We start from the raw sequence: 21,457 nt of genomic DNA, 5'->3' as shown, positions 1-21,457 counted from the left end.
GCAATTTTTACGAATCTCAGCAATCTGTGTAACGACTGCCCTGCTCCACCCGATTCAAGGGATGGATGGGGTGGGGGCACCGTCATCCACGGACGGTCCAGGGGGGCCTGGGACCGGCCGGAGCGGTTGATCGAGGGGGGCCTTGGATCAACCGGACACGTGAGCGGCGGGCGAGGAGACTCACCCGCCGCAATCGTGTGACCCGCAGGTCGGGAACCACCGAGGTTCAGGAGGCGTCCGACCTACTTGGTGGGTGATCGATCTGGTGGAGGGACGAGATCGAACGCGGGTTCTGCATCGTGGACGGCGGTCGGTGGCTGCGGGAGGGCTGTCACTGAACCTGACCCCCCGCCCACGGTGCAGAACTAGGGTTCACGCTCAGGACTAGGGCTTGAGCCACTCGGGTTCGGGGAGCCGGGTGCGGTCGAGGCGGCCGTTGTCGTCGAGCGGGAGCTCCTCGATCGGGATCAGGTCGGCCGGCACGAGGTAGATCGGCAGTTCCTTGCCCAGGTCGAGCATCAACCGCGCGAGGACGGCGGGGTCGCTGTCCTCGAGGACGACGTACCCGATCAGGCAGATGTCGCCGCCCGGGTTCGCCTGCGCGACGACGACCGCGTCGACCACACCGGGCTGGTCGGCCAGCACGTGCTCGGTCTCGCCGGGCTCGACCCGGTGGCCGCGGATCTTCACCTGGTCGTCGGCGCGGCCGAGGTACTCGAGCATGCCGTCGGCGCGCCAGCGGCCCAGGTCGCGGCTGCGGTACAGGCGCGCGCCCGGGTGACCCGGATCCGGAACGAACGCGTGCTCGGTCTCCTCCGGGCGCCCGAGGTAACCCTGCGCCACGGCCGCGCCACCGAGGTGGATCTCGCCGACCGCGCCGACGGGCACGGGCCGCAGGGCCGCGTCCAGGAGGCGTACGACGACCCCTTCGATCGGGCGACCGATCGAGGGCCGGTCCTCGGCCGGGTCGACCTCGTGGATCGTGGTCACGATCGACGCCTCGGTCGGGCCGTACTCGTTGAACAGCCGGCAGTCCGGGTGCGCGCTGAGGAAGTCTCTGACCTTGTGCGTCAGCACCATCGCCTCGCCGCCCGCGACGATCTCACGCAGGGCCGGCAGCTCGGGCAGGCGGCGCATGGTCGCAAGCAGCGCAGTCAGCGGGCTGAACGCCATGAACAACCGCTCGACGTTGTGATCGCGCAGCGCGGCGACCACCGCGTCCGGGTCGTACCTGTCGTCCTCGCCGATCAGGACGAGCGCCGCACCGGAGGCCAGCGTCGTGAACATCTCCTGCACGTGTACGTCGAAGCCGAACGACGTCCACTGCAGCGTCCGCAGCGACCGGCGGGTCCGCAGGTAGTGCCGGACCAGGTTGACCGGGCCGCGATGCGGGACGATGACGCCCTTCGGGTTCCCGGTCGAGCCGGACGTGTAGATGCAGTAGGCAACATCATCGGCCGCCGCACGCACCGGCGGGGCCTGGCGTGCCCGCGGGTCGCCGTCCACTGCCGCGACCGGGACGAGCCTGAGGCCGAGCCGGTCGGCCAGTGCGGCGTCGTCACCGACCAGCGCGACGGCCGAAGCGTCCTGGACCATGAACGCCCAGCGTGACTCGGGTACGCCGGGGTCGAGCGGGAGGTAGGCGGCGCCGGACTTCAGTACGGCGAGGACCGCGACGACCATTTCGGTGCCTCGGGCAACACGTACGGCGACCAGTTGGCCGGGCTTCACACCGAGGTCGGCCAACTGCCAGGCGACGGCGTTCGAGCGGCGGTCGAGTTCGGCGTACGTGAGCTCGCGATCGCCTTGCACGAGGGCGATCGCGTCCGGCGTACGGGCGACCTGCTGCTCGAACAGCGTGTGCAGTCCGCTGAGCTCGCCGGCAACGACGGCGTCACGCCGGGCACGGCCGATCGGACCGCTGGAGTCGATGTCGGCCTCTAGTTCGCGCAGGGCCTTCAGGTCCCGCTCGATCGGGATGACGAGCTGCGGGATCCGGAGGTCCGGCCGGGTCGTTGCCCTGCGCAACACTTCGGCGAGGTAGTCGAGCAGGCGCTCGATCGTTGCCTGCTCGAACAATCCGGGCCGGTAGTCCGCCGTACAGGTGATGCCGGCGCCGTGGTGGGTCAGTCGGAACCGCAGGTCGACGGTCGCGGGCAGGTCGTCGTCGCCGTCCTCGAAGTCGACCAGGATCTGGAAGAGCGGGTCGCGCTCCAGTACGGCGAGGTCGGTGCCGGCGTGGTCGAACGCACCCGCCGTGATGTCGCGGATCCGCTGGGCCAGCTCGCCCAGATCCGGCTCACCGGACAGGTCGATCCGCAACGGGAGCGCCCGGCGGGGCTCGGTCGAGGTGTCGCCCTTGGGCCGGGTGAGCGCCGACCCGATCGTCACGTCCTCCTGCGCGGCAAACCGACCGAGCACGGTGGCGACAGCAGCAAGCATCGTCATCACCGGACTGAGCTTGCGCTCCCGGCTGAAGGCGAAGACGGCGTCGCCAACCTCTTCCTCAAGCTCCTGCTTGACCGAGGCAACGGCATCGTCGCCCGCGGCCCGCACATGATCCGCAGGCAACACCAACGGTTCGGCCCCACCCAACACCTGATTCCAGTACGCCAGATCCCCACGCCGCTCGTCAGAGGCCACCTGCCGCTCGCTCGCGACCCCCAACTCGTCGTCGACCCAGGACTCCTCGCTCACGCCACCCGCCGGGACCTCCTGCCGGTCGACTGCCGCTCCGTCCTGCCGACCGGCTACCGGTGCGCCCTGCTCGTCGCTTGCAGCAGCGCCCTGCTCGTCAGTTGCTGCGGCGACGTCCTGCCGGCCGGTTGCCGGGGCGCCTTGCTCGTCGCTTGCAGCAGCGTCCTGCTTGTCAGTTGCTGCGGCGACGTCCTGCCGGTCGGTTACCGGCGCGCCCTGCTCGTCCGTTGCGGCGACGTCCTGCTGGTGGGCTACAGAGGACTCCTGCCGATCGTCTCGCTGGGCATCCTGGGGGTCAGCTGCCACGGACTCCTGCCGGGCATCCTGCCGGGCATCCTGCCGATCGTCTGCCGAGGCGTCCCGCTTGTCAGTTGCTGCGGCGACGTCCCGCCGGCCGGTTGCCGAGGTGCCCTGCTCGTCACCTACGACAGCATCCTGCCGGTCGGCTACGGCGTCCTGTTCGTCGGTTGCCGGCGCGTCCTGCGTCGACAGCTCAGCGTCGTCCGTCTGCTCTGTCGGCTCCGACTGCTCGGCCTGCTCGGTGTCTGTGGCTTGGGTGGTCTGGTCGGGTTCGTCTGGTTGGTCGCCGAGGAGGGCCAGTTGCTCGCGCATGAGTTGGGTGACGCCGTCGACCAACTGGCCGGCGACGCGGAGCTGCTGCGACATCAGCGCAGCCATCCCACTCCCCGGCAGCTCGGCCGCGCTGGTCGCCGCCGCAGCCTCGTCCACCTTCGCCGCAAGCTCTGCCAGCCCCGACCCAAGCACAGCCAACGCCGCCCGCGGATCCCGCGCCGCTCGAGACTCCTCATCCACCCCGCCACCGACGCCACGCGCAGCACCATCCGCGGCATCAGCTGCGTCCGCCCGCGTGCCGACCACGTCCGCCCCGCCACCAGCTCCGTCCGCCGCTGCACCGGTTCCATCCGCCCCGGTGCGAGCCACGTCCGCCGGGGCACCAGCTTCGTCCGTCCCGGCGCCGGCCACATCCGCCGCAGCACCGACTCCATCCGCCGCGGCGCCGGCCACATCCGCCGCGCCACCAGCTCCATCCGTCCCGGCGCCGGCCACATCCGCCGCAGCACCGACTCCGCCCGCTCCTGGCTCGGTGGCTTCCGGCTCGGCAGCTCCCCGCTCGGTGGCTTTCGGCTCCGCGGCTTCCGGGTCGGTGGTCTCCCGGTCGGCGGCTGCCGGTTCGGCGGGTTCGGGCTTGGTGGTTTGGACGGCTACTGCGGTGGCGAGCTTGTGGGGTGTTGTGTAGGTGAGGAACAGATCGTCCGGGGCCAAGTCTGCGTTGAAGCGGCTGTTGATCTCGTCGATGACCGGTGCCATCGACGCCGGCGTCGCGCCGAGCTCGGCGAACGTGTGGTCGACGGTCAGGTCGTACGGATCGAGGTTCAGCTGCTCGCACGTCGAATCAAGCACGACGTCCAGCGACTCGCGGTACCGCTCCGCCTCGCTCCCGGACAGCGCCCCGGCCTGCGTCAGGTAGTCCGCATCGATCGCGTGCGTCTCGGCCGGCAGTGCGAACGGCGACCGCTCGCTCTCCTCGACCACCGCCGGCTCGGGCTCCACAGGCTGCGTCGGCGGGTCGAGCGGGATCCGCTTCACGGCCGCGTTCGACGGCGGGTCGAACACCGGCGCCTGCGCCCGCGCGGCCCGCTCGAACGCGTTCGACTGCACGCGCGCCGCTATCACATTGTTGTCCCCGGCAACCGCCGTACCCGGACCGACCAGCACCGTCACCGACGGGTCGACCGGGTGGTACACGCGACGGAACGGGTACGTCGGCAGCGGCACGCGCCCGCCGTCCGGGTACACCTTCGCCCACGCAATCTCGGTGCCCTGCTCGTACAGCTCGGCCAGCCCGTTCATCGTGGCTAGCACCGGGTCCTGGCCGAGACGCTGCGCCGGGATCCACGTGCTGTTCGGCGCGATCCGGCGACCGGCGGGGCTCAGTACGGCGTCCGGCCCGAGCTCCAGGAACCGGCGGCAACCGGCAGCCGTGACGGCCTCGACCGCGTCCCCGAACAGCACCGGCTGCCGCAGCTGTCCGACCAGGTAGTCACCGTCGAGCACGGTCCCGGACTCGAGCAGATCGCCCGACCAGCTCGACACCATCGGCGTCCGCAGCGGCTTCAGCGTGATCTCGCCGACGATCTCGGCAAAGTCGGCCAGTATTGGGTCGACCAACGAACTGTGGAACGCCCGGTCGACGTCCAGCCGCTGCCACGCGACCTCGAGCCGATCCAGCTGCGCCGCGAGCTGCCCGACGATCACCTCGGACCCGGTCAGCACGAACGACTGCGGACCGTTGCCCGCAGCAACCTCCACGCCGGCAGTACGCGCGATCTCGCGAACCCGATCCGCATCCGCACGCACGGAGACCATTGCCCCCGGCACCGTTCCGCGCTGCATCAGCTGGCCACGCTTCGCAGTCAGCCGTACGCCGTCCTGCAGCGACAACGCGCCCGCGACACACAGAGCGGCGTACTCCCCCACGCTGTGGCCGACGACAAGCGCGGGGGTCACACCGAACGACTGCCACAGCCGCGCGAGTGCGAGCTCGAACGCGAACAGCGCCGGCTGCGCGGTCTCGGTCGGCCACACGCCTTCCGCAGCACCGGCCGCTGGGGTCAACAGCAGCTCCAGCAGGCTGCCGCCGGTCTCCTCGTGGTACACGCGATCGCACTCGTCCAGCACCGACCGGAACACCTGGAATCGCGCGGCGAGCCCGGCGGCCATCCCGCGACGCGCAGCACCTTGCCCGGTGAATGCGTATCCCAGCGGGCCGGGCCCACCACGCGGTACTTCGGTCGCCTGTGCAGACCCGAGCGCCTCGACCAGCTCGGCCTCGCTGCCGCCCGCGACCGCGATGCGATGCCGGTGCGCGGGGCGACCGAGCGCCGCCGTACCGGCGAGATCGATGAGGCGGTGGCCGGTGCCGTGGTCAAGGTCCGTGCGGTACAGCTCGACCAAGTCGGCGAGCGCGTCAGGGTCGGGCGCGGAGAGCGGGAGTACGACGGGGCCGTCGTCACCACGGCGGATCTGCCGGGGCGCTTCCTCGAGGATCACCTGCGCATTGGTGCCGCCGGCATCGATCGCGCTGACACCGGCGCGCAACGTCGTACCGTCGGCCGTCCATTCGCGCGCCTCGGTGCCGATGACGAACGGGCTGCCGTCGAGGCCGAGGGCCGGGTTCGGCGCGGTGTAGTTGATCGTCGGGACCAGCATCCGGTGCTGCAGCATCAGGATCGTCTTGATCAGGCCGGCCATCCCCGCGGCGCTGTCGAGATGGCCGATGTTCGGCTTGACCGAGCCGATCGTGCAGAAGCCGACCTTGTCGGTGTGGCGGCGCAGCGCGGTCGTCAGTGAGCGCACCTCGGCCGCGTCGGCGGTCGCGCTGCCAATCCCGTTCGCCTCGATGTAGCTGAGCGTGTCGGCGTCGAACCCGGCGCGTTCGAGCGCGCGCTCGATCAGCTCGACCTGGTTCCCGGACGGGGCGTCGGCGTTGCTGACCGCCGTACCGCGGATCACGGCGTACACCGTGTCGCCGTCGGCGAGGGCCTGGTCGAGACGCTTCAGCAGTACTGCGGCGACGCCGTTGCCGCCGACCGTGCCGTCGGCGTCCGCGGCGAACGCACGGACATGCCCGCTCGGCGACAGGATCGACTCCGGCGTCGGGTGATAACTCGTTGCCTGAGGCACCTGTACGGCGGCGGCGCCGGCAAGCGCGAGATCCGCATCGCCCGAACGCAACGCCTGACAAGCAAGGTGAACGGCGACCAGCGACGACGACCACGCCGACTGCACGCCGATCGCGGGGCCGGTGAGACCGAGACGGTACGCAACCCGGGTCGCGAGGGAGTCGCGCGACTGGTGCTGGCGGTTGTAGAGGTTCATCCCCGAGCCCGCGAAGACGCCGACGCGCCCCGACGTACCCGCGTATCCGCCGTGCTCCAACGCCTGATGACAAACCTCGAGGAACAACCGCTGAGCCGGATCCATCAGCTCCGCCTCGCGATCACTCAACCCGAAGAACTTCGCGTCGAACGACTCGACATGCTCCAGAACCCCACTAACCGCAACCGCCCCGTCCCCCTGCCCCACCTCCTCGGGCGAGAACCGCCGAACGCTCTCCACACCCCCCAGCAGGTTCTCCCAGAACTGCTCAACCCCCTCAGCCCCCGGGAACCGCCCCGCCAACCCAACAACCGCAACCGGCTCAACAACCCCAACCCGCCCCGAGGCGACGGGCGCGGCCGGCGCAGGAGCCGCAGCTCCGTCGGGCGCAGTCGCGGCTGCGGCAGGTACGTCGGACTCAGGTACGTCGGACTCGGGTACGTCGGACTCGGGTACGTCGGACTCAGGTACCTCGGACTCAGCCGCCTCGGTCGCAGGTCCCTGCGGCTCCTCGTCCGCTGCCGCAGCAGTGCCCTCAGCTGCGGTGTCAGTTGCCTCGCCCTCGTGAGCCCCTGCGTTCTCGGAGTCCTCAGCCTCGGTGTCGTCGGAGTCCTCAGCCTCGGTGGCAGTCGGCCCCTCCTCTGCACCTGCACCCTCCGGGCTAGCTGACGCTGCCGCAGCAACCTCACTCGAACCAGTCGCAGCTTCGACAACCTCAGCGTCAGGCACCAACTGCTCCGAGGCTTCTGCCTCAGAAGCACCGGTCTCCTGCTCACCCTCAGCCGCCTCCGCTGCCGCAGCGTCCGACTGAGGATCCTGCGTGCCAGCCTCAACAGCAGTGTCTGCCTCGCCCACCTCGTCGGCTTCGAGCTCATCGGCCTCAGGTACGTCGGCCCCGTCGGCGCCAGCTCCGTCGGCCCCGCTCGCACTGGTCTCGTCGGCCTCAGCAGTCTCGGCCTCGTCGGCCTCAGGTACGTCGGACTCACGCACGTCGGACTCACGCACGTCGGACTCACGCACGTCTGCCTCGTCGGCGCCGGTTCCGTCGGCTTCCGCGGTGTTGGTTTCGTCGGAGCTGTCGGCCTCGTCGGGCTCAGCCGGGTCGGCCTCGTCGGTGCCTGCTTCGTCCGATTCGCTGGTGTCGGACTCCGTGGACTCGGGTGCCTCGAGCTCTGCGTTCTCGGGTGCGTCGGCCACGGTGTCGGCGTCGGATGCGGGCAAGTTTGTCGACTCGTGGGACGGCTCGGCTGCAGGTACTGCGTGAGCCGACTCCGCCGACTGCTCGCGCAGCGCCTCCGCAGAGGTGGTCTCGTCAGAGCGAGGCTCGTCGGTCGACGCCTCGTCCGCCTCGGCGCGCGGCTCGTCAGCGGACGGTTGGTCGGCGTGCGGCTGCTCCGCGGACGGCTCGTCGGCGCGCAGCCCGTCAGCGGACTGCTCGTCGGCGCGCGCTTGCTCAGACGGTTGGTCAGCGGCTGGCTGCTCGGCGGACGGCTCGTCGGTGGACGGCTCGTCAGTGGACGGCTCGGCCGCAGGTACTGCGTGAGCGGACTCGGTCGACTGCTTGTGCGGCGCCTCCGCAGCGGTGACCTCGTCGGAGTGCGGCTCGTCGCCGGACGGCTCGTCAGCGTCGGCGCGCAGCTGCTCCGCGGACGGCTCGTCAGTGGACGGCTCGGCCGCAGGTACTGCGTCAATGGACTCGGCCGACTGCTCGTGCGGCGCCTCCGCGGGGGTGACCTCGTCGGAGTGCGGCTCGTCGCCGGACGGCTCGTCAGCGTCGGCGCGCGGCTGCTCGGCAGACGGCTCGTCGGCGCGCGGCTTGTCCGCGGACGGCTCGTCGGCGGGCAACTGCTCCACTGACGGTTGGTCGGCGACTCGGTGCTCGGCGGACGGCTCGGCTGCAGGTACTGCGTCAGCGGATTCGGCCGACTGCTTGTGCGGCGCCTCCGCAGCGGTGACCTCGCCGGAGTGCGGCTCGTCGGCGGGCACCTGCTCGGAAGACGGTTGGTCGGCGGCTGGCTGCTTGGCGGACGACTCGGTCGCAGGTACTGCGTGAGCCGACTCGGGCGACTGCTCGTGCAGCGCCTCCGCCTGGGTGGCCTCGTCGGAGCGCGGCTCGTCGGTGGACGACTCGTCGGCGTCGGCCCGCGGCTCTTCAGCGGACGGTCGGTCGGTGGGCGGCTGCTCGGCACGCGGTCGCTCGGCAGTCGGCTCGTCGGAGTGCGGCTCGTCCGCGGACGGCTCGTCGGAGCGAACCTGCTCGGCGGACGATTGGCCGGTGGACGGCTCGTCGTGGGACGGCCCGGCTACAGGTACTGCGTCGGCGGACTCGGGCGACTGCTCGTCCAGCGCCTTCGCGGCGGCGACCTCGGCGGACGGCTGCTCGGTGGCCGGCTGCTCCGCGGACGACTGCTCCGCGGACGACTGCTCCGCGGACAGCTCGGCTGTAGGTACTGCGGGAGCCGACTCGGCCGATTGCTCGTGCAGCGCCTCCACGGGGGTGACCTCGTCGGCGCGCGGCTGCTCGGCAGACGGCTCGTCGGCGCGCGGCTGGTCCGCGGACGGCTCGTCGGCGGGCGGCTGCTCGGAAGACGGTTGGTCGGCGGCTGGCTGCTTGGCGGACGACTCGGTCGCAGGTACTGCGTGAGCCGACTCGGACGACTGCTCGTGCAGCGCCTCCGCGGGAGTGGCCTCGTCGGCGCGCGCCTGGTCGGTGGACGGCTCGGCTGCAGGTACTGCGTGAGCGGACTCAGCCGACTGCTCGTCCAGCGCCTCCGCGGCGGCGACCTCGGCGGACGGCTCGTCAGCGGACGGTTCGTCGGGGCTCGGCTGGGGCGTGGGCGGCTGTTCCGCAGACCGTTGGTTGGCGGACGGCTGAGCTTGTTCGGGGGTGCCGAAGGTGGGGCGTTCGGGGGGTGTGGGGATGGAGTTTTGGAGTTCGCGTTTCCAGGCCAGGCGGACTACCGGGAGTTCGGTGGTGCGTTCTGAGGGGTCTTCGTCGGCGTACGGGGTGGTTTCGGGCGTTGCTGACGGACCCTGGCCGGTGGGGCCGGAGTTGGGGGTGGCGCCGGCTGGTTCTACGTGGGGGGCGGCGGGGGGTTGGAGGAGGGTGCCGTCGATCCAGCGTTGTTTCAGCAGGGGGCGGAGGATTTTGCCGCCGGGCGTGGTGGGGAAGTCGCGACGGGGTACGCCGACTACCTGGGCGGGCAGGCCCAACCGGGTCTGGATCAGGCTTCGGATGGCCTGGTCCATGCCGGGGACCGAGCCGGGCGTGAGCGCGTAGAACACGACCAGCCGGTCGGTCCCGGACTCCTCGTCAGCGACGCCACATGCAGCCACCAGACCGTGCTCGGCACCGACCACCGTCGTCGCGACGGACTCGATGTCGTGGGCGTAGTGGAGCTTGCCGGACATGATGATGCGTTCGCTGTCGCGGCCGGTGATGACGACCTGGCCGCCGGTGATGAAGCCCTGGTCGCCGGTTGCGAGCCACTTGCGGGCCGGCCAGTTGCCCACCGGGAACGCCGTACGGTCGGCTTCGAGGTTCCCGAGGTATCCGGGTGTCACCCGGGCCGAGGCGACCTGCAGCTGACCGATCCGTCCTTCGGGCAGTACGGCGCCGTTGGGTGCCACGATGCGCACCGTCGTACCGGGAGCCGGCGCCCCGACCGACACCAGCGACAGCACACCTGGTATCTCGGTCCGCGGCTTGCCGGGGCGGGCGACGGCGACCTTGCCGGACGAGGGCCGCTGGTCCACCCACTCGACCACGCCGGTCGGTGGGATGCGGACGCGATGCACGTTCGGCGTCAGGCCCGGCCGCGCGAACGTGATCCCGGTGACCGTCTCGGTCATCCCCCACGCCGCGACGAACGTCTCCGGTACGACGCCGAACCGGTTCGTCACGCGCAAGAACTCCGACATCACCGGCACGGTGATCTGCTCGCCGCCACTGACCAGACTGCGCAGCGCGGACAGGTCCCAATGCCGGTCCGGCTCCCCCGCGACGGCCGCCGTCGCGAGCCGGTAGCCGAAGTTCGGCGACCACGAGTGGTTGACGCGGTGCTGGTCCATCAGGTCGAGCCAGCGCAGCGGGTTGGCGAGCACCCAGTCCGTGTTCACGTGGATGTTCGTGCACCCGGTGAACACCGGCAGCAGGTGGTACAGCAGGAACGCGCCGCTGCGATCGAGCGGCAACCAGTTCAGCGTCGTCTGCCCCGGTCGCACCGGCAGCATCGCCGGCGTACCGGCGGCGAACTCCACCAGGCCGCGGTGCGTCAGCTGCACGATCTTCGGCGTACCGGTCGATCCCGACGACAGCATCAGTACGGCGACGTCGTCCGCGGCGGGGCGGTGGAAGTCCGAGGTCGGCTCGTGGCCGGCCATCGCGTCGGGGTCGAGGACCGGGAGGCCGAGGTCGTTCGGCAGGTCGGACGGGCGGCCGATCAGGACCGTCCAACCGAGCAGGTCGGTGATCTTGCGGAGCCGCTCGCGGCCTTCCTCGGTCCGGTCGCCGCCCGGGTTCGGCGCGACCAGCAGCGGACGGATACCGCCGAGCGTGCAGGCCCAGAACGCGGCGAAGAACCCGACCGGCTCGGTGCAGTGCACGACCGCGGGATCACCGGCGCGTACGCCGTTCGCGCGCAGGCCGGCCAGTATCCGGGCGGCCAGCTCGAGCAGGGTCGGGAAGTCCAGCTTGGTCTCGCGGCCGTCGGGTCCGATCTCGACCACGCCGGCGGCGCCGAAGTCACGCGCGGCGCGCAGCAGCGCGCTCGGCAGGTCGCGCGGGTAGCCGGCGGGAATCATCAATGCCGGCCCGGTGGAGATCGCCGGCCGGTCTGCACCGCTTCTCACGCCGATGCCACCGCCAACTGCACCGGGGACTCGAGCGGGGGTACGACGGGACGCGTGCACACGCGGGCTACGAGCGTAGAGACGCCGACCAGTTGGCGACCCACGGACACGCGCCTCCCGAACTGGACGGAGCGGGTTCAGGGCAGACCCGCCTCACTTCACACCGAAAGCAGCCCCGTATTTCCGCCTGCCGGAACGATGCCGTGACCGGGCGCACCCGGTATGTCATCGCGCCGACCGACAGCCGTGAACCCTACCAGCCGCGAGCCGCCCTGGAGGAGTCCGTTCTCACCAGCCGATGGTTAAGAATTGTGCGACTCACGACACCGATCACAACGAGTGTCAGCGCGTTCCGATACGGCCCACAGCAAACCCGGACAGCAAACCTCGCGACAACGGCGGGCGGCAGCGGGAAGATGGCCCGATGAGTGAGACGGTCCCCGAGGTCCGCACGACTACCGGACTCGTTCGGGGACGCAGTGAGAACGGACTGGCGGTGTTCCGCGGCATCCCGTTCGCCAGTCCGCCGGTCGGCGTACTGCGCTTCGCCGCGCCGCAACCGGCCGACGCGTGGGACGGCGTACGCGAGGTATTCGAGTTCGGACCGCCGCCCCCGCAGTCGCTGGTCCTCGGGCCGTCCTCGAACCCGGCGACCGGCGACGACTGGTTGACCGTGAACGTCTGGTCGCCGGATCTCGGCGCCGCGCTGCCGGTGATGGTGTGGGTGTACGGCGGCGCGTACGCGATCGGGCAGTCGGGCGATCCGTCGTACGACGGAACGCGGCTGGCCGGCGAGGGCGATGTCGTGGTGGTGACGTTCAACCACCGGCTCGGGGTCGACGGGTTCGGCCAAGTGGAAGGTGCGCCGGCGAATCGCGGACTGCTCGACCAGGTCGCGGCGCTCGAGTGGGTCCGCGTGAACATCACGGGCTTCGGCGGCGACCCGGCCAACGTGACGGTTTTCGGGGAGTCGGCCGGCGCGGGCTCGATCGCGGCGCTGCTCGCGATGCCGCGCGCTGCCGGCCTCTTCCGCCGCGCGATCACGCAGAGTGCGCCCGGGACGTTCTTCTCCAAGCCGTTCGCCGTCGACATCGCGACCGAGATCGCCTCGTTGCTGGACTGCGCGCCGACCGTCGAGGACCTGCGAAGCATCCCGACGGCCGACCTCGTCGCCGCGTCGGACACCTTGGCCACGGCGATGGACTCGTACGTCGATCGGTGGGGCGCCGCCGCGTACCTGGGGATCCCGTTCGCGCCGGTCGTCGACGGCGACGTACTGCCGCGGACGCCGTTCGAGGCCCTGGCCGACGGCGCCGGCCGCAACGTCGAGCTGATCACCGGCCACACGCGAGACGAGTACCGCCTGCTGCTCGCCGCCGACGGCCGCCTCGGCAACCTCACCGACGACGACGCCGCGACTGCACTGCAGATGCTCGCGCCGGAGGGCTACGGCGAGGCCTATCCGGATGCGACTGCGGAGCAGCTGTACGAGCTCGTCCACTCCGACTGGCTGTTCCGGATGCCGAGTCATCGACTGGCCGAGGCACAGGTCGCCGGCGGCGGCCGCGCGTACGTCTACGAGCTGGCCTGGCCCGACACCGGCCTCGGCGCCTGCCACGGTCTCGACGTACCCCTCGTCTTCGGCACCACTCCCCTGCTGGGCTTCTTACTGGATCCGTCGGAGATGCCCGACGCCGACCAGGTCTCACAGCTCTTCCGAGCCGCCTGGACCGCCTTCGCCCACACCGGCGACCCTGGCTGGCCCGAGTACGAAACCACAAACCGCCGAACTGCCCGGTTCACCACCGAGCTGTCCGTGACGGCCTACCCCGAAGAGACCTCACGGCAGCTATGGGCGAGTCACGGCTTCGGCCCGTTGCGATAGCTGTGTCAGTGCGATGGCGGTCCGGTGTCAGGGCGCCTGGCGAGTGTGGTTCTCGACATCAACCACGCGAACCGAGGAGCACAAACTATGTCTCAGCAGAACCGCCCCGAGCTGCAGAAGGCCGCGCAGGAGTTCGTCGACGCCGGCTTCGGCGGTCTCGAACTGCGGGTCCACGACGAGCACGGCGAATGGGTCGGCACCGCCGGTCTCCGCGAGCTCGGCAGCTCGGACAAACCGCCGGTGAACGGGCAGGTCCGGGTCGGCAGCGTCACCAAGACGTTCGTCTCGACGGTCGTGCTGCAATTGGTGGCCGAGGGCAAGCTGGAGCTGGACGGTCCGGTGGCGCCGCACTTGGCCGCGTTCGAGCTGGACCCGCGGATCACGGTGCGGATGCTGCTGAACCACACCAGCGGGTTGTTCAACTACACGGGTGAGTACTTCCCCGACGGCACCGTCGTAGCGGGCCTTCCGGCGACCGGCAAGGAGTGGGCGGACAACCGGCTGAAGGGTTACGCGCCAGAAGAGCTGGTCGAGTTCGCGCTGGGCAAGCCGGCGCGGTTCGAGCCGGGCACCGAGTGGAGCTACGCCAACACCAACTACACGATCGCCGCGCTGCTGATCGAATCCGTCACCGGACGCTCGTTCGCCGAGGAGCTGGACCGGCGGATCCTCAAGCCGCTGGAGCTGACCGACACGCTGGAGCCAGGTGACCGGACCGACATCCCCGGCCCCCACTCGCACGGCTACTTCCGGTACGCCGACCGAGACGACTCGCAGGTTGTCGACGTCACCGAGCAGAACCCCTCGCTGCTGTTCGCCGCCGGAAGCATGCTCTCGACGACCCAGGACCTGCACGTCTTCATGTCCGCGCTGCAGAGCGGCAAGCTTCTCCCCGCCGAGCTGCTGACCGAGATGCGTACGCCGGAGCCGATGAGCGGCCCGCTGAACTACGGCCTGGGCCTGTTCGCGCAGGACACCGGCTCGGAGACGATCTACCACCACAACGGAAGCGCACCGGGCGGCTACGGCGCCCTGATGTTCAGCAGCGCCGACGGCACCAAGACCCTGACCGCAGCGATCACGATGGGAGACGCCGACGTAGACCTACTACAGATCTTCCCGCCCGCCCTCGAACGCCTGCTGAAGGCGGTCTTCTAAGACAAATACGTGGGCGAAGAGGGGATCGAACCCCCGACATCTTCCTTGTAAGGGAAGCGCTCTACCGCTGAGCTATCCGCCCGGATCAAACGACCGGAGGAGTCTACCTGAGGTTCAGGGCTGCTAGTGCCTTCGCGTAGTCGTCGGGGTTGCGGGCCGTCGGGATCGGGTTCACGACGGACCAGCGGACCACTCCGGTGCGGTCCACCACGAAGGTGCCGCGGAGGGCGCAGCCGCGTTCGGCGTCGAAGATGCCGTACGACGACGCGATGTCACCGTGCGGCCAGAAGTCGGTGAGGAGACCGAAGTTCAGACTCTGTGCGTCGGAGTAGGCGCGCAGGGTGAACATCGGGTCGCACGAGATCGCCAGGAACTCGGCTGCTTCCAGCAACGAAGGGCGGTCGCGGAGGGCGGCCAGTTCGCTGGTGCAGACCTGGCTGAAGGCGTACGGATAGAAGACCAGTACGACGTCCCGCCGGCCGGCGAAGTCGCTCAGCCGGACCTGTTCGCCGTACTGGTTCCGAGTGCTGAAATCGGGTGCCCGGCTGCCGGCAGCCGGGATCGTCACCCGCGGCGGCCGGACTTCGGAACCACCAACTTGGTCGCGGACCAGTCGTCGGTGACGCTCAGCGTGCTGGTCGTGGCCAGGCCTGCCACCGGGGCGGCCTCGGTGATGTCGCTGGTCTCGACGTACCCGTCGCGACCGACCTTCGGCGTCAGCAGCCAGACGACCCCGCCGGCCTTCAGGTCGGTCAGGATGTCGAAGAAGGCGTCGACCAGGTCACCGTCGTCCTCGCGGAACCAGAGCAGGACGACGTCGACGACCTCGTCGGTGTCCTCGTCGACGAAGGCTTCGCCGGTGATCTCCCGGATCGCATCGCGGAACTCGTCGTCGCAGTCATCGTCGTACCCGATCTCCTGGACGACCCAGCCGGCCTCCAGGCCGAGCCGGGAGGCCATGTTCGGCACTCCGCCCTTGCCGTCCGCGTGGTCCGCGGTCGCGCTCACGTGTCCTCCTCCGTGGTCCCCGCTGCCCGGGGGTAGGTGTCAGTACCACTCAGTTAGCTGAGTTAGCGATAGTCCATCGTGTCGTACCGCGTCGCGCAAGTATGCACCAGGTGTCCGTGACGTGTCCGGTATCCGCGTGCCGGGTACCGGGCGTGTCCGCTGGGATCGGGCCCGGCCAGCCGGAATCGGCCCGGAAGGGAAGGCGAAGTAGAACGCATTCCGAACAGGTGACAGGATTGCGGTGAAGAGCAACCAGAGAGAACGGCAGGACACCGTGGCTTCCGGACACGAACCACCAGCCATCATCACCGAGGGGATGCCCACCCAGCTCCCCGACATCGACCCCGACGAGACGCGTGAATGGGTCGAATCGCTCGACGCCGTCCTGGACGAACGGGGCAAGGCGCGAGCGCGCTACCTGATGCTCAAACTGATCGAGCGAGCCCGGGAGCGACAGGTCGGCGTGCCCGCACTGCGGAGCACCGACTACATCAACTCGATCCCACCCGAGCGGGAGCCCTGGTTCCCCGGCGACGAGCACATCGAGCGCCGGATCCGGGCCTTCATCCGGTGGAACGCCGCGGTGATGGTGAGCAAGGCCAACCGCAAGGGCCTGGAGGTCGGCGGCCACATCGCCACCTACCAGTCCGCGGCCAGCCTGTACGAGGTCGGCTTCAACCACTTCTTCCGCGGCAAGGACCACCCCGGCGGCGGCGACCAGATCTTCATCCAGGGTCACGCCTCCCCCGGTATGTACGCGCGCGCCTTCCTCGAGGGCCGGCTGTCGACCGACGACCTGGACGGCTTCCGCCAGGAGGTCTCCCGCGGCCCGCACAAGGGTCTGTCGTCGTACCCGCACCCGCGGCTGATGCCGGACTTCTGGGAGTTCCCGACCGTCTCGATGGGTCTGGCCGCGCTGAACTCGATCTACCAGGCGCGCTTCAACCGGTACCTGCACAACCGCGGTATCAAGGACACCAGCCAGCAGCACGTCTGGGCGTTCCTCGGTGACGGCGAGATGGGTGAGCCGGAGTCGCTCGGCGCGATCGGCCTGGCCGCGCGCGAGGAGCTCGACAACCTCACCTTCGTGATCAACTGCAACCTGCAGCAGCTGGACGGACCGGTCCGCGGCAACGGCAAGGTCATCCAGGAGCTGGAGGCGTTCTTCCGCGGCGCCGGCTGGAACGTGATCAAGGTGATCTGGGGCCGCGAGTGGGACAACCTGCTGGCCCAGGACCACGACGGCGCGCTGGTGAACAAGATGAACACCACGCCCGACGGTCAGTTCCAGACCTACTCCGTCGAGTCCGGCGAGTACATCCGGAACAACTTCTTCGGCGGCGACCAGCGGCTGCAGCAGATGGTCAGCAACCTGTCCGACGAGGACCTGCGCAAGCTGCCCCGCGGCGGTCACGACTACCGCAAGGTGTACGCCGCGTTCAAGAGCGCGACCGAGCACGTCGGCCAGCCGACCGTGATCCTGGCCCAGACCATCAAGGGCTGGACGATCGAGGCGCTGGAGGGCCGCAACGCGACCCACCAGATGAAGAAGCTCACCTCGGACGACCTGAAGGCCTTCCGCGACCGGCTCTACCTGCCGATCGAGGACAAGGACCTCGAGGACGCGTACAACCCGCCGTACTTCCACCCCGGCAAGGACTCGCCGGAGTACCAGTACATGATGGACCGGCGTAAGCAGCTCGGCGGTTCGCTGCCGGCCCGCCGGGTGCAGCCGAAGACGCTGAAGCTGCCGGGCGACGACGTGTACAAGCCGCTGGCCAAGGGCAGCCACGCGCCGATCGCGACCACGATGGCGCTGGTCCGGCTGTTCCGGGACCTGATGAAGGACCCGGAGATCGGCCACCGGATCGTCCCGATCGCCCCGGACGAGTACCGCACGTTCGGGATGGACTCGATGTTCCCGACCGCGAAGATCTACTCGCCGCACGGGCAGAACTACGAGGCCGTCGACCGCAACCTGCTGCTGTCGTGGAAGGAGTCCACGGCCGGACAGCTGCTGCACGAGGGCATCAGCGAGGCCGGTGCGATGGGCTCGGTGATCGCGGCCGGTACGGCGTACGCCACTCACGGCGAGCCGATGATCCCGTTCTACATCTTCTACTCGATGTTCGGGTTCCAGCGGACCGGCGACTTCATGTGGGCGTTCGGCGACCAGCTCGGCCGCGGCTTCCTGATCGGCGCGACCGCCGGCCGGACGACGCTTACCGGTGAGGGACTGCAGCACGCGGACGGACACTCGCCGCTGCTCGCGTCGACCAACCCGGCCGTCGTGCACTACGACCCGGCGTTCGCGTACGAGATCGCGTACATCGTGAAGGACGGCCTGCGCCGGATGTACGGCTACGGTCTGGACGCGGACAAGCCGGTCGGCGAGGACGTCTTCTACTACCTCACGGTCTACAACGAGCCGGTCGCCCAGCCGGTCGAGCCGGAGAACCTCGACGTCGACGGGCTGCTCAAGGGCATGTACCGCTTCAACGAGTACCAGACCGCCGAGGGCGACGACGTACCGCGGGTGCAGCTGCTCGGGTCCGGTGTCGCGCTGCCGTGGGTGCAGAAGGCCCAGCAGATCCTCGCCGAGGAGTACTCCGTTGCCGCGGACATCTGGTCCGTGACCTCGTGGAACGAGCTGCGCCGCGACGCGGTCGCCGCCGAGCACCACAACCTGCTGCACCCGGACGAGCCGGAGCAGGTGCCGTTCGTGACCGAGCAGCTGAAGGACACCAAGGGCCCGGTCGTTGCCGTCAGCGACTTCATGCGCGCGGTGCAGGACCAGATCTCCCGCTGGGTTCCGAACGACTACACCTCGCTCGGCACCGACGGCTTCGGTCTGGCCGACACCCGGGCCGCGGCGCGGCGCCACTTCCAGGTGGACGCCGAGTCGATCGTCGTCGCGACGCTGGAGATCCTCGCCAAGCGCGGTGACGTCAAGCCGGAGGTCGCCGCCGAGGCGGCCCGCAAGTACCGGATCGACGACCCGACCGCGGTCGCCGGTGTGAAGCAAGAGGGCGCCGGCGCCTGATCCGCCGATTGAACGGGCCGCTCACCTCCGGGTGAGCGGCTCGTTCGCGCTACGACAAACCTCGTAGTCGTGGCCTGCCGAAGTTGCGCATTCTGTCCGACGCGGCAGATGCCTGCCGAAATCTAGTTTCGGAGGCATGAACACGATCATCATCGGCGCAGGACAGGCCGGGCTCGCCACCGGTTACCACCTACAGCGGCTCGGTGAGCCGTTCACGATCCTCGACGGCAACGCGCGTGTGGGCGACCAGTGGCGGTCGCACTGGGACAGCCTCAAGCTGTACTCGCCGGCCAAGTACGACGGACTGCCCGGCTACCCGTTCCCGGCCAAGCCGTGGCACTACCCGGGCAAGGACGAGGTCGCCGACTACCTCGCGGCGTACGCCGAGCGCTTCGACCTGCCGATCCGGCCCAACACCCGGGTGGACAAGCTCGAACGGATCGACGACCAGTGGGTCGTCACCGTCGGACGCGAGCAGCTGACCGCGGACAACGTCGTCGTCGCCACCGGCACCTTCGGGCGTACGCCGTACCTCCCGGACTTCGCCGTCGATCTGGACCCGGCGATCCGGCAGCTGCACTCGTCGGAGTACCAGCGACCGGAGCAACTCAAGGACGGCGCTGTTCTCGTGGTTGGTGGGTCGCACTCCGGTACCGACATCGCGTACGAGGTCGCGCAGACGCACGGGACGATCCTGTGCGGCCGCGATCCCGGGCAGGTGCCGTTCACGCCCGGCCGTCCGAGCCAGGCCTTCTTCTGGCCGCTGATGCTGTTCGCGTGGCGGCACGTGCTGACCCGCCGTACGCCGATGGGCCGCAAAGAGATGGACCACATCCGGCACCACGGCGGCCCGATGATCCGGGTCAAGCGGGCAGATCTGGTCGAGCGCGGAGTCCAGCGGATGCAGGCGCGGGTCACCGGGACGCAGGACGGCCGGCCGATGCTGGCGGACGGGACCGTGCTGGACGTTGCGAACGTGGTCTGGGCGACGGGTTTCCGGCAGGTGTTCGACTGGATCAAGCTCCCGGTGGTCGGTGCGGACGGCTGGCCGCGCGAGTACCGCGGGGTCGCCGAGAACGCACCCGGTCTGTTCTTCTGCGGGCTGTCGTTCCAGTACGCGTTCAGTTCGATGGTGCTGCCGGGAGTCGGCCGGGACGCAGGCTACCTGGCCCGCCGGATCGCGGCCCGGGTCCGCACCGAGCGGAGTCTTGCCGCCGCCTGAGTCGGCAGGGCATGCTCGCTGTGGGGGAACAGCTGATGGGGATTGTCGACGATCTGCAGCGAGCCCGGATCGCGTTCGAGCGACGCGACTGGGCCGCTGCGTATGACCGGCTGACCGCGGCCGACGGCGATCCGGGCACGGTCGGTCTCGGCGCCGACGATCTGATGACGCTGGCGATGGCCTCGTTCCTGATCGGCGACATCGACGCGTGCATCCGGGCGCTGCAACGCGGATACCGGCTGCGGATCGACAACGGCGAGGTGCTGGGCGCGGTGCGGTTCGCGTTCTGGCTGGCCCGGGTACACAACGGCCGCGGCGAGGGGGCGGTCGGCAGCGGGTGGGCCGCCCGGGCCGAACGGCTGCTGGCCGACCATCCCGCCGACGTCGTGGAGCGCGGGTACCTGTTGATCCACGACTTCTTCCGCTGCGTGGATCGCGGCGACCTCGACGGCGCGGTGGCCGTCGGCGACGAGATCGTCGGCGTGGCCCGCCGGCACAACGATCCCGATCTGCTCGCCCAGGGCCTGGTGTGCAAGGGCCGGATGATGATGTACGCCGGTCACGTGCCGGAAGGTCTTGCCACGTTGGACGAAGCGATGGTCGGCGTCGCGGCGGGCGAGCTGTCGCCGGTCTTCGCGGGCACGGTCTACTGCGCGATGATCGACGCCTGTCAGGAGGTCCTCGACTTCGCGCGAGCGTCGGCCTGGACGACGGCGCTCACCCGCTGGTGCGACACGCAGCCGGACCTGGTGCCGTTCACCGGACAGTGCGCCGTACATCGTGGGCAGATCCTGCGGCTGTATGCGGCGTACCCGGAGGCGTTGGCGGAGTTCGAGGATGCGTGCCAGCGATATGCGGCGTTGGGGTACGACGCAGCCGCGGGGCTGGCGATGAGCGAGCGCGGCGACGTACTGCTCATTCTCGGCGAGTACGCGGCGGCCGAGTCGTCGTACGACCAGGCGGCCAGCTACGGACATGAGGCGCAGCCGGGGCGTGCGCTGCTGATGATGGCGCGCGGGCGGGTGTCGGGCGCGGTTGCCGCCGTACGGCGGCTGCTTGCGGAGACCGGCGATCCCGTGCATCGGTCGCGGCTGCTGGCCGGAGCGGTCGAGGTGCTGATCGCAGGCGACGAGCCGGCTGAGGCCGAGGCGGCGGCTGGTCAGTTGTCGACGATCGCCGAGGAGTTCGGGTGTGCGGGGTTGCGGGCGTCGGCGGCGTACTGCTCGGCTCTGGTCGCGTTGGCGGGTGAGGACGCTGACCGGGCGTTGCCGCTGGCGCGGACTGCTGCGCAACTGTGGGGTGAGCTGCGGGCGCCGTACGAGGTCGCGCGGGCGAAGGTGCTTGTCGGGCGGGCGGTCCGGTTGCTCGGAGATGAGGACTCGGCGACTGCCGAGCTGACCGCGGCGTGCCGAACGTTCGCCGAGCTAGGGGCGACCGGGGCGCGCCAGGAGGCCGACAAACTGATCGGTCGTGCCACGGGCGGACTGACGGGACGCGAGCTGGACGTCCTGCGATTGGTTGCGATAGGCAACAGTAACGCCGAGATTGCAGGGCTGCTGGTGCTGAGCGACAAGACGGTGGCCCGGCATCTCACCAACATCTTCGCGAAGCTCGACGTACCGTCGCGGACGGCGGCCGCGGCGTACGCGCGTGATCACGACCTGCTGTGAAAGGTCCTCCGGAGGGAGCATGT

The 21,457-nt window shown here is 69.9% G+C and carries 8 protein-coding genes and 1 tRNA gene; 5 read left to right on the top strand and 4 right to left on the bottom strand.

Annotated features, from left to right (window positions below):
* Positions 1-384: 384 nt before the first annotated feature.
* Positions 385-11,448 carry a non-ribosomal peptide synthetase/type I polyketide synthase gene (locus ABT313_RS10905; RefSeq protein WP_350850993.1) on the bottom strand — a complete coding sequence of 3,688 codons (11,064 nt, stop codon included), beginning with the start codon at positions 11,446-11,448 and terminating at the stop codon, positions 385-387.
* Between the two features lie 424 nt (positions 11,449-11,872).
* Here ABT313_RS10905 and ABT313_RS10900 point away from each other — a divergent pair, with 424 nt between their 5' ends.
* The gene (locus ABT313_RS10900; RefSeq protein WP_350850991.1) at positions 11,873-13,333 is read left to right on the top strand and encodes a carboxylesterase/lipase family protein; all 1,461 of its coding nucleotides are present in this window, start codon (positions 11,873-11,875) and stop codon (positions 13,331-13,333) included.
* Positions 13,334-13,420: 87 nt separating this feature from the next.
* Positions 13,421-14,491 (top strand): serine hydrolase domain-containing protein, encoded by a 1,071-nt coding sequence (locus ABT313_RS10895; protein WP_350850989.1) that lies wholly within the window; start codon positions 13,421-13,423, stop codon positions 14,489-14,491.
* A 10-nt stretch (positions 14,492-14,501) separates the two neighbouring features.
* Here the strand turns inward: ABT313_RS10895 and ABT313_RS10890 are convergent.
* From ABT313_RS10890 to ABT313_RS10880, 3 genes are all read right to left on the bottom strand, one after another.
* A tRNA-Val gene (locus ABT313_RS10890) sits at positions 14,502-14,573 on the bottom strand.
* 21 nt (positions 14,574-14,594) lie between these two features.
* Positions 14,595-15,059: a peroxiredoxin gene (locus ABT313_RS10885; protein WP_350850987.1), complete on the bottom strand. Its 465-nt coding sequence runs from the start codon at positions 15,057-15,059 to the stop codon at positions 14,595-14,597.
* Positions 15,056-15,499, bottom strand: a complete 444-nt coding sequence (locus ABT313_RS10880) for a DUF3052 domain-containing protein (protein WP_137254024.1) — start codon at positions 15,497-15,499, stop codon at positions 15,056-15,058. Before ABT313_RS10880 ends, ABT313_RS10885 begins: the two co-directional genes overlap by 4 nt.
* 316 nt (positions 15,500-15,815) lie before the next feature.
* Here ABT313_RS10880 and aceE point away from each other — a divergent pair, with 316 nt between their 5' ends.
* The 3 genes from aceE (at position 15,816) to ABT313_RS10865 (ending at position 21,434) form a co-directional block, all read left to right on the top strand.
* Positions 15,816-18,542: a pyruvate dehydrogenase (acetyl-transferring), homodimeric type gene (gene aceE / locus ABT313_RS10875; protein WP_350852115.1), complete on the top strand. Its 2,727-nt coding sequence runs from the start codon at positions 15,816-15,818 to the stop codon at positions 18,540-18,542.
* A gap of 136 nt (positions 18,543-18,678) precedes the next feature.
* Positions 18,679-19,764 (top strand): flavin-containing monooxygenase, encoded by a 1,086-nt coding sequence (locus ABT313_RS10870; protein ID WP_350850985.1) that lies wholly within the window; start codon positions 18,679-18,681, stop codon positions 19,762-19,764.
* Positions 19,765-19,799: 35 nt separating this feature from the next.
* Entirely contained in the window at positions 19,800-21,434 is a 1,635-nt protein-coding gene (locus tag ABT313_RS10865; RefSeq protein WP_350850983.1) for a helix-turn-helix transcriptional regulator, read from the top strand.
* The last annotated feature ends 23 nt before the right edge of the window (positions 21,435-21,457 follow it).

The sequence above is a fragment of the Kribbella sp. NPDC000426 genome (assembly GCF_040300265.1).
Lineage (GTDB): Bacteria > Actinomycetota > Actinomycetes > Propionibacteriales > Kribbellaceae > Kribbella.
The sequence above is the reverse complement of the archived record's forward strand: the minus strand, read 5'-3'. Positions and strand labels throughout refer to the sequence as shown.

Bases quoted from the DNA above. Each gene is read 5' to 3' on its own strand.
- ABT313_RS10900 (WP_350850991.1), top strand. From the start codon at position 11,873: ATGAGTGAGACGGTCCCCGAGGTCCGCACGACTACCGGACTCGTTCGG.
- ABT313_RS10895 (WP_350850989.1), top strand. From the start codon at position 13,421: ATGTCTCAGCAGAACCGCCCCGAGCTGCAGAAGGCCGCGCAGGAGTTC.
- aceE (WP_350852115.1), top strand. From the start codon at position 15,816: ATGCCCACCCAGCTCCCCGACATCGACCCCGACGAGACGCGTGAATGG.
- ABT313_RS10870 (WP_350850985.1), top strand. From the start codon at position 18,679: ATGAACACGATCATCATCGGCGCAGGACAGGCCGGGCTCGCCACCGGT.
- ABT313_RS10865 (WP_350850983.1), top strand. From the start codon at position 19,800: ATGGGGATTGTCGACGATCTGCAGCGAGCCCGGATCGCGTTCGAGCGA.